At 64.2% G+C, this 14,142-nt stretch carries 15 protein-coding genes and 1 tRNA gene; 8 read left to right on the forward strand and 8 right to left on the reverse strand.

Translation table 11 applies throughout. The features are described from left to right. Both ENZ75_RS05420 and ENZ75_RS05425 read left to right on the forward strand, forming a co-directional pair. The coding region (locus ENZ75_RS05420; RefSeq protein WP_164887736.1) for a CoA ester lyase at window positions 1–536 on the forward strand (536 nt) is incomplete at its 5' end. A 51-nt stretch (window positions 537–587) separates the two neighbouring features. Beyond that, window positions 588–794, forward strand: a complete 207-nt coding sequence (locus ENZ75_RS05425) for a DUF1737 domain-containing protein (RefSeq protein ID WP_013528780.1) — start codon at window positions 588–590, stop codon at window positions 792–794. Between the two features lie 187 nt (window positions 795–981). Here ENZ75_RS05425 and ENZ75_RS05430 read toward each other — a convergent pair whose 3' ends face one another. Next, window positions 982–1,404, reverse strand: a complete 423-nt coding sequence (locus tag ENZ75_RS05430; RefSeq protein WP_023763026.1) for a metallopeptidase family protein — start codon at window positions 1,402–1,404, stop codon at window positions 982–984. A 182-nt stretch (window positions 1,405–1,586) separates the two neighbouring features. Between ENZ75_RS05430 and ENZ75_RS05435 the strand changes: the two genes are divergently transcribed. The 3 genes from ENZ75_RS05435 to ENZ75_RS05445 are packed head-to-tail and all read left to right on the forward strand — an operon-like array spanning window position 1,587 to window position 7,373. Beyond that, window positions 1,587–2,609, forward strand: coding sequence for a hypothetical protein (locus tag ENZ75_RS05435; protein ID WP_128277947.1), 1,023 nt, complete (start codon window positions 1,587–1,589; stop codon window positions 2,607–2,609). Beyond that, complete coding sequence (locus tag ENZ75_RS05440) at window positions 2,551–4,029, forward strand: DUF6504 family protein (RefSeq protein ID WP_063169573.1); 1,479 nt, start codon at window positions 2,551–2,553, stop codon at window positions 4,027–4,029. Before ENZ75_RS05435 ends, ENZ75_RS05440 begins: the two co-directional genes overlap by 59 nt. Beyond that, window positions 4,026–7,373: an error-prone DNA polymerase gene (locus ENZ75_RS05445; RefSeq protein ID WP_063169574.1), complete on the forward strand. Its 3,348-nt coding sequence runs from the start codon at window positions 4,026–4,028 to the stop codon at window positions 7,371–7,373. Before ENZ75_RS05440 ends, ENZ75_RS05445 begins: the two co-directional genes overlap by 4 nt. A 95-nt stretch (window positions 7,374–7,468) precedes the next feature. Here ENZ75_RS05445 and ENZ75_RS05450 read toward each other — a convergent pair whose 3' ends face one another. From ENZ75_RS05450 to ENZ75_RS05465, 4 genes are all read right to left on the reverse strand, one after another. Then, window positions 7,469–7,708, reverse strand: a complete 240-nt coding sequence (locus tag ENZ75_RS05450) for a Trm112 family protein (protein WP_013528775.1) — start codon at window positions 7,706–7,708, stop codon at window positions 7,469–7,471. A 9-nt stretch (window positions 7,709–7,717) separates the two neighbouring features. Continuing rightward, window positions 7,718–8,389 (reverse strand): LON peptidase substrate-binding domain-containing protein, encoded by a 672-nt coding sequence (locus tag ENZ75_RS05455; protein ID WP_013528774.1) that lies wholly within the window; start codon window positions 8,387–8,389, stop codon window positions 7,718–7,720. A 106-nt stretch (window positions 8,390–8,495) separates the two neighbouring features. After that, on the reverse strand, window positions 8,496–9,497 hold the full coding sequence (gene trxA, locus ENZ75_RS05460) for a thioredoxin (RefSeq protein ID WP_063169575.1): 1,002 nt from the start codon (window positions 9,495–9,497) through the stop codon (window positions 8,496–8,498). An 84-nt stretch (window positions 9,498–9,581) separates the two neighbouring features. After that, window positions 9,582–10,079 carry a prolyl-tRNA synthetase associated domain-containing protein gene (locus ENZ75_RS05465; RefSeq protein ID WP_027162861.1) on the reverse strand — a complete coding sequence of 166 codons (498 nt, stop codon included), beginning with the start codon at window positions 10,077–10,079 and terminating at the stop codon, window positions 9,582–9,584. A 255-nt stretch (window positions 10,080–10,334) separates the two neighbouring features. On the opposite strand from ENZ75_RS05465, the gene ENZ75_RS05470 reads away from it, so the two are divergent. Both ENZ75_RS05470 and ENZ75_RS05475 read left to right on the forward strand, forming a co-directional pair. Further along, window positions 10,335–10,409 (forward strand) — tRNA-Gly (locus tag ENZ75_RS05470). Between the two features lie 195 nt (window positions 10,410–10,604). Beyond that, window positions 10,605–11,168, forward strand: coding sequence for a type 1 glutamine amidotransferase domain-containing protein (locus ENZ75_RS05475; RefSeq protein ID WP_013528771.1), 564 nt, complete (start codon window positions 10,605–10,607; stop codon window positions 11,166–11,168). A gap of 43 nt (window positions 11,169–11,211) precedes the next feature. Here the strand turns inward: ENZ75_RS05475 and ENZ75_RS05480 are convergent, their stop codons facing one another. Then, window positions 11,212–12,000 (reverse strand): SapC family protein, encoded by a 789-nt coding sequence (locus ENZ75_RS05480; RefSeq protein WP_063169576.1) that lies wholly within the window; start codon window positions 11,998–12,000, stop codon window positions 11,212–11,214. Between the two features lie 236 nt (window positions 12,001–12,236). On the opposite strand from ENZ75_RS05480, the gene ENZ75_RS05485 reads away from it, so the two are divergent. Next, complete coding sequence (locus ENZ75_RS05485) at window positions 12,237–12,632, forward strand: hypothetical protein (protein WP_244514245.1); 396 nt, start codon at window positions 12,237–12,239, stop codon at window positions 12,630–12,632. A gap of 72 nt (window positions 12,633–12,704) precedes the next feature. On the opposite strand, the gene ENZ75_RS05490 is transcribed toward ENZ75_RS05485, so the two are convergent. Together ENZ75_RS05490 and ENZ75_RS05495 are read right to left on the reverse strand one after the other, a co-directional pair. Continuing rightward, a complete protein-coding gene (locus ENZ75_RS05490; RefSeq protein WP_244514246.1) occupies window positions 12,705–13,241 on the reverse strand; it encodes a GNAT family N-acetyltransferase in 537 nt (178 codons plus the stop codon). Between the two features lie 11 nt (window positions 13,242–13,252). Continuing rightward, window positions 13,253–14,142, reverse strand: an 890-nt coding sequence (locus ENZ75_RS05495) for a hypothetical protein (protein WP_164887737.1), incomplete at its 5' end; no start/stop codon positions are given.

Consider the following 14,142-nt stretch of genomic DNA (forward strand, 5'->3'; position numbering starts at 1 on the left):
ATTTCGCTCCCCACAGCGTGAAACTATGGGCGATGATCGAGACGCCCAAGGCGCTGCTCAACATCGGCGCCATCGCCGAACTTGGCCGCGATCCGGCCTCGCGGCTCAATTGTTTCGTTGCCGGAACGAATGATCTGGTCAAGGAGACCGGCATTCTGGCGACGCCTGACAGGCGCTACCTCGTGCCATGGCTGATGCAGATGGTGCTGGCCGCACGCGCCGGCGGCATCGACATGCTCGACGGCGTCTCCAACGATTTTCGCGACCTCGACGCTTTCGCCCATGAATGCGCGGAAGCCGCGGCCATGGGGTTCGACGGCAAGAGCCTCATCCACCCGGCCCAGATCGAAGCCGCCAACCGCGCCTTCGTGCCGTCCACGGAAGCGGTGGCCGAGGCACGCTCGGTGAAGGAAGCCTTCGCGCTCGCCGAGAATGCCGGCAAGGGCGTGATCGCGCTGAACGGCAGGATGGTCGAGCGGCTGCATCTGGCGAAGGCCGAAAAACTGCTGGCGAAGGCAGCCGCCATCGGGTCATAAATGCTCGATGGATGCGAGCGGGCTACAGCTACTCACGACAGGAATTGAACAATGAAACTCTACCGCTTTCTGTCCGCTCCGGACGATGCCAGCTTCTGCCACAAGGTGACAGCGGCGCTGAACAAGGGCTGGCATCTGTTCGGCTCGCCGACCTATGCCTACGACAAGAAGGCCAAAGCGATGCGTTGCGGCCAGGCCGTGGTCAAGGATATCGACGGTCAGGAATACGGGCCCGATACCAAGCTGAGTGACTGGTAGATTTGAAAAGCTCCGACGCAGGGTGTGTTGAGATTCAGGTCAGGCCGAGTCGAAAATGGTGGTTTCCGAGAACCGGAGCGGAGCGTACTTTTGGGTACGTGAGCACCGTTCTACCGCGACGCGGTAGAGCGGGGAAGCGCAGGAAGCCATCATTTGCAGGCCGGCATCACCTGAATATCAGCGCACCCTACTCCGCCGCCTCTTCGATCTTCTCCATATCATCGTCCGACAGGCCGAAATGGTGGCCGATCTCGTGGATCAGCACGTGGGTGACGATGTCGCCCAGCGTCTCTTCGTTCTCGGACCAGTAATCGAGGATGGCGCGGCGGTAGAGCGTGATGCGGTTCGGGCCTTCCCCGGTCTGCGGGTTCCAGCGCTCGGCGATGCCGCGTCCCTCGAACAGGCCGAGCAGGTCGAATGGCGTTTCCAGCGACAGATCGTCCATGATTTCGTCGGTCGGGAATTCGGCGATCTGGATGACGATCTCGCCGGTCAGCTTGCGAAAATCCTCCGGCAGATGGGCGTACGCCTCCAGCGCCAGGAACTCCATTTCGTCCATCGAGGGCGAGAGTTCGTCGTGCCAGGTGCGGGTCTTGTAGATGCGGGCCATGCTTTATCCTTTGATCCCGGCATATAGGCTTTCGCACCGGAATCGGCAAATGAACGGGCCGATGCGCCTGCGCCATCCCTGCAGAGAGGAATAAATTCCCCATGACTCTGCTTGACTCTTGGGATGCGCTCTGGAATCTATAGGAACATAACAGGAACAATTGTGAGTGGAAGCTGACCGTCATGGCGATGACCGCCGTGGCGCGGGAGACTGTTTTTGCCCTGCGCCGCCAGATCGCGAAAATCGAGGGAACGCTGCCCGAGCGCTTGGCTGCGCCGGCAGCCGCACCCTTTGATGCTGACGTCAACACTGATCTCACAATCGTCCGGCGTGGCATTGCCGCGGCGTTGCCGGATGCGTTCCTGCCTATCGGCGTCGGGCGCCTCGATGCCGCCCTGAGCGGCGGGCTGCCGAAGGCCGCCCTGAGCGAAATCCATGGGCTTGAAACCCGCGATGCCGGGGCCGTCGCCGGCTTCGCTTTGTCGCTCACCAGCCTGATCCTCAAGCAAACGCCGGGGCTGCCGGTGCTGTGGATCGGCACATCGGAGATTTTTCGCGAGGCCGGCTTTCCCTATGCCAGGGGGCTTCACGCCTCGTTCGGCATCGAGCCGGAGCAATTGCTGTTTTCCGAGGCGCCAAGGCTCGTCGATGCGCTGTGGGTCGCCGAGGAGGCGGCCCGGATGACGGCGCTCGCCGCCGTCATCCTGGAAATCCGCGGCAATCCGCAGCGGCTTGACCTGACCGCGACACGCCGGCTGCATGCAAGGGCGCAAGCGGCCGGCCGGCCGGTGTTCCTGCTGCGGCAGGCGGCTGGGCCCGAACCGACGGCGGCACCCCTCCGCCTCATCGTCGCCTCGGCGCCGGCGGTGCCGCGCGACACCATCGCCGGGCCGCTGGCCGGCTCGATCGGCCGCCCGGCCTTCACCCTCACCATCGGCAAGAGCCGCACGGCCCTGCCTGGACAATTCACACTGGAGTGGAACCCCGATGAACGCGCATTCGACGAAAGAGCGGGCGAGGCAAGAGACCGGGCAAAGAATCCTGTCCCTGTGGTTTCCCTATCTGGCGGCGGAAAGGATCCTGCGCCAGCGTCTGGGGCGGTCCTGGCGTTCCCGGTCGTCGGATCACCCATCTCACCCGCCGCTCGTGATCAGCCATCGCGACCGCAACGCACAGCGCATCTCGGCCCTCGACGAGCGGGCTGAGGCGCTGCACCTGAAGCGCGACATGGGCATCGCCGATGCGCGCGCCATGCATCCGTCGATCGACGTCGTCGAGGCCGATCCGGAAGCCGATCGCCGCCTGCTCGAAGGCCTCGCCGACTGGTGCGACCGCTACACCCCGCTGGTGGCGCTGGACGGGGCAGACGGCCTGTTTCTCGACGTCACCGGCTGCACCCATCTGTTCGGCGGCGAGCGCGCCATGCTGGACGACATCCTGTCGCGCTTCTTCCATCAGGGTTTCGATGTCCGCGCCGGGCTTGCCGCGACGCCGGGTGCGGCCTGGGCGGCGGCACGCTTTTGCGGCGACCGCATCGTTGTGTCAGGCGAGGAGGAGGCGCTGCTGGCGCCCCTGCCGCTGGCCGCGCTGCGCATAGAACCTTCGACCCGCACCAGCCTGGAAAGTGTGGGCCTGCGCACGGCGGGCGCCGTCATGGCGGCACCGCGCGCGCCGCTCGCCCGCCGCTTCGGCGCCCTGCTGCTCCTGCGCCTCGACCAGGCGCTTGGCCGGCTCGACGAGGCGGTGTCGCCGCGCCTGCCCGTCGCGCCGCTTTCGGTCGAACGCCACCTCGCCGAACCCGTCACCCTGACCGAGGACATCGAACGGCTGGTGGGCATGCTGGCGGCGACCTTGAAGACCGACCTCGAGCGCCGCGGCGAGGGCGCCCGGACGCTGGCGCTGCTGCTCTTTCGCGTCGACGGCGCCGTCAGCCGCATCGCGCTCGGTACCTCGCGGCCGATGCGCGAACCCATGCTGATCCAGAAACTGTTCCATGAAAGGCTGGCCGCGCTCGAACAGGATATCGATGCCGGCTATGGTTTCGATCTGGTGCGGCTCTCGGTGTTGGCATCAGCCACCTTCGACATGCAGCAGGCCGATCTTGCCGGCGAGGTGACCGACGACGGCGCCGATATCGCGCTGTTCGCCGACCGCATCCGCGCCCGGCTCGGCGATGGCGCGGTTCTCCGGGCAGTCGCGGTCGAAAGCCATCTGCCGGAGCGTGCCGTCGCCACCATCCCCTTCACCGACGCGCCGTGCCGGACCACGCCGCCGAAGAAGCCGGACAGGCTGCAGGCACCAAAAACCATATTTCCGCCGGAACGACCGATCCGGCTGTTCCGCTCGCCCGAACCCATCGATGTGCCGGCCACCGAAATGCCGGAAGGACCGCCGCTGAACTTCCGCTGGCGGCGCGCGCTCTACCGGGTCAAGCGCGCCGAAGGGCCGGAACGCATCGCCGCCGAATGGTGGCGGGAAGCGCCAAGCGACGAGGCGGCATCGACGCGCGACTATTTCCGCATCGAGGATGCCGACGGCCGCCGCTACTGGCTCTACCGGCAAGGCCTCTACGGCGGCGCCTCGCAAGTCCCGCCGCGCTGGTTCCTGCATGGAGTCTTCGCATGAACGCGCTGACCGTCATTCCCTATGCCGAGTTCGGCATCCAGTCGAATTTCTCCTTCCTGCGCGGCGCCTCCAAGCCGGAGGAGCTGGTGGTCGCGGCCAAGCTCCTGGGCTTCTCGGCGATCGGACTTGCCGATCGCAACACGGTGGCCGGCGTGGTGCGCGCCTGGCAGCAGGCCAAGGTCGAAAAACTCTCCTATCACCCCGGCTGCCGGCTGGTTTTTGACGACGGCACGCCGGACATCCTCGCCTATCCCCAGGACCGCAAGGGCTGGGGGCACCTCTGCCGCATGCTGACGCAAGCCAATCTGCGCGACGAGAACGAAAAAGGCGCCACCCTTCTCCAGCGCGGCGACCTGCTCGAATGGGGTGACCTGATGTCGCTGGCGGTCCTGCCCGGTCTGTCGACGGGGGCGCAAGACAGTCTTGCCTTGCTTGGTGAGCTCAAGGGCCGTTTCGGCAGGAACCTGCGGCTTGGCGTTTCGCCCGACTACGCCGGCAATGACCGTTTCCGCATCGAGCAGGCGGCAGCACTTGCCGAGAGCGCCGGCATTCCGCTGATGGCGACCAACGACGTTCTTTATCACACCGCCGAACGGCGCCCGTTGCAGGACGTGCTGACCGCGATCCGCCTCAACACGCCCGTTGCCGAGGTCGGGCTACAACTGGCCGCCAATGCCGAGCGCCATCTGAAGCCGCCGATGGAGATGGGCCGCCTGTTCCGCCGGCACCCGCAGGCGCTGGCCGAGACGCTGCGATTTGCGCAAGAGCTGACTTTTTCGCTCGGCGACCTCCAGTACAACTACCCCGACGAGCCGACGGAATCGGGTCTTGGTCCACAGGCTGAGCTGGCGCGACTGGCGCGGGAGGGAGCGGCGAACCGCTATCCGGCTGGTGTGCCGGATTCCGTGACCAAGCGCATCGAGGAAGAGCTCGCTTTGATCGAACGCCTCAACTATGCCCGCTATTTCCTGACTGTCTACGACATCGTCAAGTTCGCGCGCAGCAAGGATATTCTCTGCCAGGGACGTGGATCAGCCGCCAATTCGGTCGTCTGCTTCTGCATCGGCATCACCGAAGTGGGGCCGGAAAAAATCGATTCGCTCTTCGAGCGCTTCATTTCCGAGGAGAGAAACGAGCCGCCGGATATCGACGTCGATTTCGAGCACGAAAAGCGCGAAACTGTAATCCAGTACATCTACGAGAAATACAGCGGCAAGCGCACGGCACTTGCCGCCGCCGTCATCAGCTATCGCGGCCGTTCGGCGCTGCGCGAAGTGTCGAAGGCGATGGGCCTGTCCGAGGATGTCAGGGCATCGCTTTCCGGCTCGATCTGGGGTTGGTCGACATCGGAGCTTGGCGAGAAGGAAGCCCGCGCCGGCGGCCTCGACCGCACCGACCCGGTGTCGGGGCACGTGATGGAGCGTGCCAATGAGATCATGGGCTTCCCCCGCCATCTCTCCCAGCATGTCGGCGGCTTCGTCATCACCAGGGACCGGCTCGACGAGATTGTGCCTATCGTCAAGACGGCGATGGACGAGCGCAAGATGGTCGAATGGGACAAGGACGATCTCGACGCGGTGAAGATCTTGAAAGTCGACGTGCTGGCGCTCGGCATGCTGACCTGCCTGCAACGCGCCTTCACCTTGCTCACGGATCACTATCCTAATGCGCGGGATGATTATGGGCAGCCCTATGTGTTGGCCACCCTGCCGCCGGAGGACAGGCAGGTCTACAAGATGATCTGTCGCGCCGACACGCTCGGCGTCTTCCAGATCGAATCGCGGGCCCAGATGTCGATGCTGCCGCGCCTCCAGCCGAAAACCTTTTATGATCTCGTCATCGAGGTGGCGATCGTTCGGCCGGGCCCGATCCAGGGCGACATGGTCCATCCCTATCTGCGCCGCCGGCAAGGCAAGGAACAGGCCGAGTATCAAAAGCCGGAGCTGGAAGCGATCCTCAAGAAAACGCTTGGCGTACCGCTGTTCCAGGAACAGGCGATGAATATCGCCATCGTCGCCGGCGGTTTCAAACCGGGCGAAGCCGATGAACTGCGCCGCGCCATGGCCACCTTCAAGCGCACCGGCACCATCGGCAATTACCGCGACCGTATGATCAATGGCATGGTCGGCAAGGGCTACACGAAGGACTTCGCCGAGCGCTGCTTCAAGCAGATCGAGGGCTTTGGCGAATACGGCTTTCCTGAAAGCCATGCTGCTTCCTTCGCCCTGCTCGTCTATGCCTCCTGCTGGTTCAAGACCTTCTATCCCGACGTGTTCTGCGCCGCGATCCTGAATTCGCAGCCGATGGGGTTTTACCAGCCGGCCCAACTCGTGCGCGACGCAAGCGACCATGGCGTCGACATCCGCGACGTCGACGTCAATTTTTCGGTGTGGGATTGTACGTTGGAAAAGGCGCCATTCGATCCGGCCCGCATCCTGCCACGCCATGCCGAAATGCGCGGCGTCATCGAGACAAATCATGCGCTGCGGCTCGGCTTCAGGCAGATCAAGGGCCTGTCGAAGGAGCGCATGGAGGCTTTCGTCGAGCGGCGCGGCTCAGGCTATGTATCCGTCAGGGATGTCTGGCTGCGCTCCGGCCTCGATGTCGGCGAGATCGAAAAACTGGCGCAGGCCGATGCCTTTCGCTCGCTCGGTCTTGACCGTCGCGAAGCCCTGTGGGCGGTGCGCGCGCTCGACGGCAAGAGCGCCGCCGAAAGACTGCCGCTGTTCGACCAGCCGGCGCTTCGCCTGCGCGAGCTGGAACCGGAGACGAGGCTGCCGAAAATGCCGCTCGGCGAGCATGTCATCCACGATTACCGCGCGCTCGGCCTGTCGCTGAAGGCGCATCCGGTCGCCTTCCTGCGCGAGCGGCTCGACCGCGCCGGCGTCATCCCGAATGCGAATCTTCCTTCCGTGCGCGACGGCAGGCGCGTCTCGGTCGCCGGCCTCGTGCTGGTGCGGCAGCGCCCCGGCAAGGGCAATGCGATCTTCCTGACGCTGGAGGACGACAAGGCGGTGGCCAACATCATCTTCTGGCAAAGAACCTTCGACCGCTATCGGCCTATCGTCATGGGGGCCCGGTTCGTCAAGGTCACCGGGAAATTGCAGTCGGAATCGGGTGTGGTCCACATCGTTGCCGAGAAGATCGAGGATCTGACGCCCTGGCTGACCGTGCTTCTGGAGAAGGTCAGCGAGACTGCACCAGTGGTTCCTCCGAGAGACCTCGCCAAGGACGGTTCGGATCGCTCCAGCCCCGCCAAACAAAGCGCGCCGATCCGGCAGGATCTCGCAACGCTGTCGGAAGAAGCGGAACAGGTCATGCCCAAGGGGCGGAATTTTCAGTAGGCAAGGCCATGCCAAGAGCGGAACGAAAGCGGACGTCGGCGATCCTTCGCGCCCCCTCTGTCCTGCCGGCCTATTGGGTACAAGAAACGTGCCCCTCAGCCCGGCCCACCCAGACGCGGCGGCGGCGGGGCCAGCACATCCTCCACCGAAAGCGTCCGCGCCTCGGAAGGCAGCATGATCGGGATGCCGTCACGCACCGGATAGGCAATCTTGGCGACCCTGGAAATCAGTTCGCCGCGCTCCGGATCCCAGGCCAGCGGCCCCTTGGTCAGTGGGCAGGCCAGCAACTCCAGCAGCTTGGGGTCGACCTTCTTCCCGTCACGTCCGTCCGCCATCGCGCCCTCTTACTGCAAACTCGACCCAAAATCCTCATTCTCGCGCGCCAGCGCCATTTCGGTGATGGCGATCAGCGTCTCGGCCCGGGTCTTCAAATCCGCCGCTTCGAGCAGCGCCTGTTTCTCGGCTGGCCCATAGGGCGCCATCATCGACAACGCATTGACCAGCATGGCATTTTCGGCCCGGCTGACGCTTTCCCAGTCGGCCTCGAGGTCGTTGGCCTGCAGATAGGCGCGAAATGCCTTGAGCAGCGATGGCCGGTCGATCTCGTTGCCCGCCTGGTCCTCATCGAGATCGGCAAGGAAAGGCGAGGGCTTGCACTGGCGAAACGGCGTCTTGACCGTCAATTCGTGGGCGATGCGGAACCGGCACACGCCCTGCAGCGAAATCAGGTAACGGCCGTCGCCGCTCTCGGAAAAGGCGATGATGCGCCCGGCGCAACCGACATTGCAGAGTTCCGGCTCGCCGTCGTCGCGCAAGGCCCCGTCGAGACTGGGCTGGATGACGCCGATGAGCCGCGAGCCGGCGATCGCCTCGTCCACCATCTGCAGATAGCGCGGCTCGAAGATGTTGAGCGGCATGCGGCCTCCCGGCAGCAAAAGCGCCCCCTCGAGCGGAAAGATAGGGATCGTCGACGGCAAATCCTTGGCGAGCCGGTAATGCGCGTTTCCCGCTTGCACCTCATTCCTCCGATCGCGCCATCAAGAAGCGCGTGAGTTCTTGGCCCTAATCTGGCGCAATCATCGCCGACGCCAAGCCCGTGCGGCAAAACAACCGGCAGCCGGCTCAGGAAAACAGCAGCGCCGACAATTTGCGGCGCGCTGCCAGCGTCGCCTCGTCGGTCATGCCCCAGGCCTCGAACAGCTGCAGCAATTGCGTCCTCGCGCCATCCTCGTTCCAGGCCCGGTCGGCCTTGATGATGGCCAGCAGATTGTCGGCTGCGGCCGTACGGTCGCCGTTGGCGTTCTGGATCATGGCCAGATCGAAACGCGCCTGGTGATCTCCGGGATTTTCCGCAAGGCGCCGCTCGAATTCGGCTGGATTGCCGAGAGCCGCCGCCTGCGCCGCAACCGCCATCCTGGCGCGCAGGGCTGCCACCGGCGGCGCATCCTTCTTGGCCTCCGGGGCTGTTGCCAAAAGCGCCTCGGCGCCTTCCGTGTCGCCGGCCTCGAACAGCAGCTCTCCCAGTCCGGCGATCGCCTCGATCGTCTCCGGCGCCTGCGCCAGGATGGCGTCATAAATGTCGGCCGCGGTCTGCATGTCGCCGGCGTCGCGCGCCTCGGTCGCCGCAGCCAGAGCTTCGGCCACCGGCGGCGCGCCATTGCCCTTGCCGCCGACCTTGGTGATGAATTCGTTGATCTGGCTCTCCGGGATGGCGCCCATGAAGCCATCGACCGGCTGGCCGTCCTTGAAGGCGATGACCGCCGGGATCGACTGGATGCCGAGCTGGCCGGCGATCGACGGATGGTCGTCGATGTTCATCTTGACCAGCTTGACCCTGCCGCCGGCGGCCTTGACCGCCTTCTCCAGCTGCGGCGTCAGTTGCTTGCAAGGTCCGCACCAGGGCGCCCAGAAATCGACCAGCACCGGCTGGCGGCGCGATTCCTGGATGACATCGGCGGCAAAGGCAGCCGTCGTCGTGTCCTTGATCACATCGGCGGGAGCGGCGGGCGTATCGCCAAGCGCGACTTTCGCCGGCGCCGGCGCGGTTCCACCATACTGCACCGAGGTGGTGTACTGGCCGCCATTGCCGCCAAAGGGGCCGCCGAACGGATTGTTGTCGCTCATCTCTTTACCCTTCCGTGGCGCCGCCGGCCGGCGGCCAGGCGCCCTATGCTTCAGACCATCGGTTTTAAGCCATCCATGTGGCGATCACGCGGAGACTTTCAAGATAGCAGCATCGTGCCCGGTTGCCTCGACGAATCTGATCAGGTCGCTCGCTGCGATCGATGTCGTCGCCTCATTGGTCAGCGGATGCCCATTGATCACCGCATGCTCCATCAAATCCTTGTCGAGCACGAGCTTGACCCTGTTTGCCGTGTCGTTGATGATGCCAAAGACCGTGACGGCGCCCGGCGTGACGCCGAGCAGCTCCATCAGCATCTCCGGTTTGCCGAAAGAAACCCGGCTGGCGGCGCCGATCACCTGGTGGATCTGCTTCAGGTCGACGACCGCGTCCTCGCCGACGGTGACCAGAAAGAAATTGTCCTTCTTGTCCTTCAGGAACAGGTTTTTCGTGTGCCCGCCGGCGATCTCGCCGCGCAGCGCCTGCGAATCGGCGACGGTATAGAGCGGTGGATGGCGCTTGGTCGAGGCAGCAATGCCCAGCTCGGCAAGAAAGGCAAAAAGTTCGGCTTCGGTCTTCGGCATCGGTTTCGTCTTCGTCCCGTTTGTGAGCCCATGCCGTTTACGGCCAATGGGGCGGCCGACACAAGGCCGTCATGCGACATCACGGTGAGCGGCACCCGCCCTTTGCGGTGGCGCCCCCGCCGCGTGCCACTCGCGCGCCCGCCGGCGGCTTGCCGGCCTCGCTTGCCGGGTCGTAAAAAAGCCTGCGATTTCCCTGTTGCAATCGCCGCGCTCTTCAGCCATATAGGCCCGGCTTGCGGCCAAGACGCCGTGCGAGCGGGTGTAGCTCAGGGGTAGAGCACAACCTTGCCAAGGTTGGGGTCGAGCGTTCGAATCGCTTCACCCGCTCCAGTTTCCTCTTAGGAAATCAAGCATCGAAAAGCCGCGGTCCGCCGCGGCTTTTTCGTTTTTGGACATTGTCGAACTGGGAGCTTGGGCCGAACTGCGCTTCGTCCATCCGCCTCTCATGTCACATAAAATTACAGCCAGGAACGCTTCCCGCCTCGCCTCGTTAGCCCTCCACCACCTAACGATGGAGAAAAACCAATGCAGGATATTTCCGGTAAGCGCGTCGCTATCCTTGCGACAAACGGGTTCGAACAATCCGAGCTTGAAGTTCCGCTCAAAAAATTACGCGAGGCGGGCGCCGAGGTCGATGTCGTGTCGCTCGCAAGCGGCAAGATCAAAGGCTGGGACCTCAAGGACTGGGGTCGGGAGATTCCTGTCGACAAGACGTTGGATGAGGCGCGGTCGGACGACTATGACGCGATCGTCCTGCCTGGCGGGGTCATCAATCCGGATCTGCTGCGCGTCGAGCGAAAGGCCCTGGACTTCGTCGAATCGTTCTGGTCGGCCAAGAAGGTCGTCGGCGCGATCTGCCATGCGCCCTGGCTTCTCGCCGAGACCGGCATCGTAAGGGGTCGCCGGGTCACGTCTTACAAATCGATCAAGACCGATGTGATCAACGCCGGCGGTCTGTGGGAGGACACCGAAGTCGTCACCGACCAGGGGCTCGTCAGCAGTCGCAATCCCGGCGATCTCGACGCGTTCTGCGACAAGCTCGCCGAGGAGATCAGGGAAGGGCGGCACGACAGAAGGGTTGCTGCCTAGCCGCCTGTCCGCCCAGACGATCGACCGCGCAAGCTTTTCACAGTCAGCCCTTCGCCCCATCCGCCTTCCGCAGCGATGCCTGATGCACCAGCGAGGTCCAGCTGTTGGTCGAGGCGAGGTGGCAATAGAGCAGGCCGAGCGCGCCTGATTTGCGCAGGTCGAGAAACGCCTCGTCGCTCAATTTGTTGAAGGCCGGCTCGTCGATCACCTGGAAGTCGGTGAGGTTGAGCACCTCGCCACCCTCCAGCGTCACCTTGCTCTGGCGCGGCGAAAACAGGCCGTGCGCATCGATCTTTTCGACCATCTCGCGGGTGGCTCGGAAGTCGATCTGGAACTGGTTGCAGAAGGCGAGCGCCTGTCTGGTCGCTTCGGTCGGCTCGTTGCCGGCGAAGAACGGCAGGATCTTGTCGTCGCGCAACGGCGCCAGCAGCTGGTCGACGATGCGATTGCTGGCCCGGTCGGCGCACAGCGTCAGCCGGCCGGCCGATGTCGGGTCTTCGGCCAGGATGAAAGGATAGCGCCGGACATAGGCGGGGATGTAGTGCGGCCCGGTCCATTTGCCGTCGGCATCGACGAACAAATTCTCGTTCTGGCGCACGCCGGTGATGATCACCGGCGACTTGGCCGGGCCGATGAAGACGATCGGGTAGGAGCGCATCGCCGCCGGCATTTCCGACGCGACCACCGGAATGGCGTGCGCCGAGCGGGCGAAGCCGAAGTCACTGCGCGCGGTCAGGCCAAGCGAGCCGTGCCGCGCCGGATTGAGCGCCTCGGGCCTCGAATAGAACAGCGGCAGCGCATCGCCCGTCACGTCCGTCTTTGCATCCGCCATCATCCGTCTCCCGCACGCCCATCAGGCTGCCAATGGTCCCGAAGCCGGGATCTATGCTTTGTTTGCGCTGATCTTGGATCGAAAGGAATCCCGCGCAGGACAAAGTACTACAGCGTCTCTTGCGCGCATAAAAGGACAGGCGGTGCTGTATCTTTGGGATTTGCGGCGATCGATTGTCTTGGGGAACACGACCGCCGCCTGCCCGCCTCTGGACAGCTTGCGGCGAAGCGGCGACAGTGCCGCCGCTGGAGCAATTCCGGGAAAAGTGTGCAGCGGTTTTCCCCTGGCAATTGCGGAGAAACAAAGAGCTGGATCGGATCCGAACGCTGAACCGCTCCAGCGCAAAGATTGAGGCAAACGGGATGGCGTCGGTGTCGGATTTCGAGCAGGGACAAACCTTCACCATCGAAGCCGGGGGCAAGCAGATCCCGCTCGAACTGAGCGCGGTCAAGCCCATCGCCGCCAGCCCGCGCCCGGGTGGCGGTTTCTCGCTGCTGTTTAGAGGCCCGCGCGACATCGCGCTGCCGCAGGCGACCTACCTTTTCACTGGCACAAGCGGCAGCCACGAGATCTTCATCGTGCCGGTCGCCGCCGATGCGGCCGGGCGGCTGTACGAAGCGGTGTTCAACTAGGCGACGTTTGCTCTTTGAGGCGACGCTTGCGCTGCGGCGCGAAACCTTGACGCCAGCGGGACAGCCATCGTCTCACCCCGCCCCGCCACTCGGCGCCGCACATTCCATCAAATCGTATACACCCTTGTCCTCGACCACCGCAAAACCGAGCCTGACATAGAGCCACCTGGCCGGATTGTGCTTCTCGACGTGGATCGATACTGATTTGCCGGCTAACCATGCCTCGTCGATGAGATCGCGCAGCAGTGCGGTGCCGTAGCCCTTGCGGCGATGCTCCGGCAGGAAGGCAATGTCGATGATGCGGTGCTGGCCTGGCCAGCGCTCGATGTAGAGCCGGCCGATGTCTTTCCCCGCTCGTTCCACCACCAGCCAGTCGGCCTCGGGATAGTGTTTTCGGTAATGCGCGTGCTGCGCCTGGAACTGCATGTCGAGGAAGGCGGCCTTCTGTGCCTCGGTCCACGCCGTCACGGCGAGTTCTTCCACGCGCGTCGAGGCATAGAGCCGCGACAGGAACGGCAGATCCGCCTCTGTCGCGGCGCGGAAGCCGAGCCCGGCCTTCTCCGACCGGGACCAGGCTGCGAGCCGATACGCCTGCTTTGCCTCTGTCACGCTGCCTGACGTCAGACCGGCGGCGTCAGGTCGCGCACGACGACGATCTGCTTGAGGTTGCTGGTGGCCAGCGCCGTCCACGTCCACTCCCATTCGGAGCTGTCCATGGCCATCTGGTTGATGGTCCACAGACCATTTGTGCCGTCGTTCTGGACCATCATCGAAAACAGGGCAAGGCGGCCATCGGCATTGTAGTCGAGCGACAGGCTGGTGTTGGCGCCGGAGCCGCCGAAATCGCGCCATCCCGACCAGTTCTGGGTGGCGGCGTCATATTGGGCGTTGAAGGAGTGGACATGCTGCTGGTCGGAGGCGACCAGCATGATGTCGCCGTCGCCCTGGATGCCGGCGCAGAGCGTGTATTTGGGAACCCTGCTGTAACCGGGCGTCGCCCAGGCCGTCCAGGTGTCGGAGCCGGCCGGCAATTGCTTGGTGTGCAGGACCTGGCCTTGCTGCGTCATGGCAAACAGATTGGTGCCGCCCAGCGGACCGACAATCGGCGCCATTTCCGTGAAGGGGTAGCCGGCGTCGATCTGCACCCATGGCGTCCAGTCGGCGACCGTCAGCGCCTGGACCTTGGCCTGCTGGCAGCGATAGAGATGGAGGGCGGAGTTGATGCCGAACAGCGCGATGCGGCCGTCTGCCTGGCGCAGCGCCGTGATCGCCACGAGCTGCCCGGTCAGCTGGATCCAGGCGCTCCACGGCTGGACTGGCGGCCTGAGCTCGTCGACGGTGACGACGATCGGCGTCGTCGTGCCGGGCGGCGTGATGGTTTTCTGCACTTGAACAATCACATCCGGGTTCTGGTAGATCCACCAGATGCGGCCCAGATTGTCGGTGAGGAAGATTTCGACGCGGCCATCGGCATCGCGCGCCATCGTCAGTTTCTGATAGGAGGTGGCAC

Origin of the sequence: Mesorhizobium sp. M7A.F.Ca.CA.002.04.1.1 (assembly GCF_004022805.1) — a bacterium.
Taxonomy (GTDB): domain Bacteria; phylum Pseudomonadota; class Alphaproteobacteria; order Rhizobiales; family Rhizobiaceae; genus Mesorhizobium; species Mesorhizobium ciceri.

What these genes read in the sequence shown, in the direction of transcription:
- ENZ75_RS05445 (WP_063169574.1), top strand. Translation starts at nt 4,026, where the DNA reads ATGAACGCGCTGACCGTCATTCCCTATGCCGAGTTCGGCATCCAGTCG.
- ENZ75_RS05480 (WP_063169576.1), bottom strand. Translation starts at nt 12,000, where the DNA reads ATGGCGGATGCAAAGACGGACGTGACGGGCGATGCGCTGCCGCTGTTC.
- ENZ75_RS05430 (WP_023763026.1), bottom strand. Translation starts at nt 1,404, where the DNA reads ATGGCCCGCATCTACAAGACCCGCACCTGGCACGACGAACTCTCGCCC.
- ENZ75_RS05425 (WP_013528780.1), top strand. Translation starts at nt 588, where the DNA reads ATGAAACTCTACCGCTTTCTGTCCGCTCCGGACGATGCCAGCTTCTGC.
- ENZ75_RS05465 (WP_027162861.1), bottom strand. Translation starts at nt 10,079, where the DNA reads ATGCCGAAGACCGAAGCCGAACTTTTTGCCTTTCTTGCCGAGCTGGGC.
- ENZ75_RS05450 (WP_013528775.1), bottom strand. Translation starts at nt 7,708, where the DNA reads ATGGCGGACGGACGTGACGGGAAGAAGGTCGACCCCAAGCTGCTGGAG.
- ENZ75_RS05475 (WP_013528771.1), top strand. Translation starts at nt 10,605, where the DNA reads ATGCAGGATATTTCCGGTAAGCGCGTCGCTATCCTTGCGACAAACGGG.
- trxA (WP_063169575.1), bottom strand. Translation starts at nt 9,497, where the DNA reads ATGAGCGACAACAATCCGTTCGGCGGCCCCTTTGGCGGCAATGGCGGC.
- ENZ75_RS05435 (WP_128277947.1), top strand. Translation starts at nt 1,587, where the DNA reads ATGGCGATGACCGCCGTGGCGCGGGAGACTGTTTTTGCCCTGCGCCGC.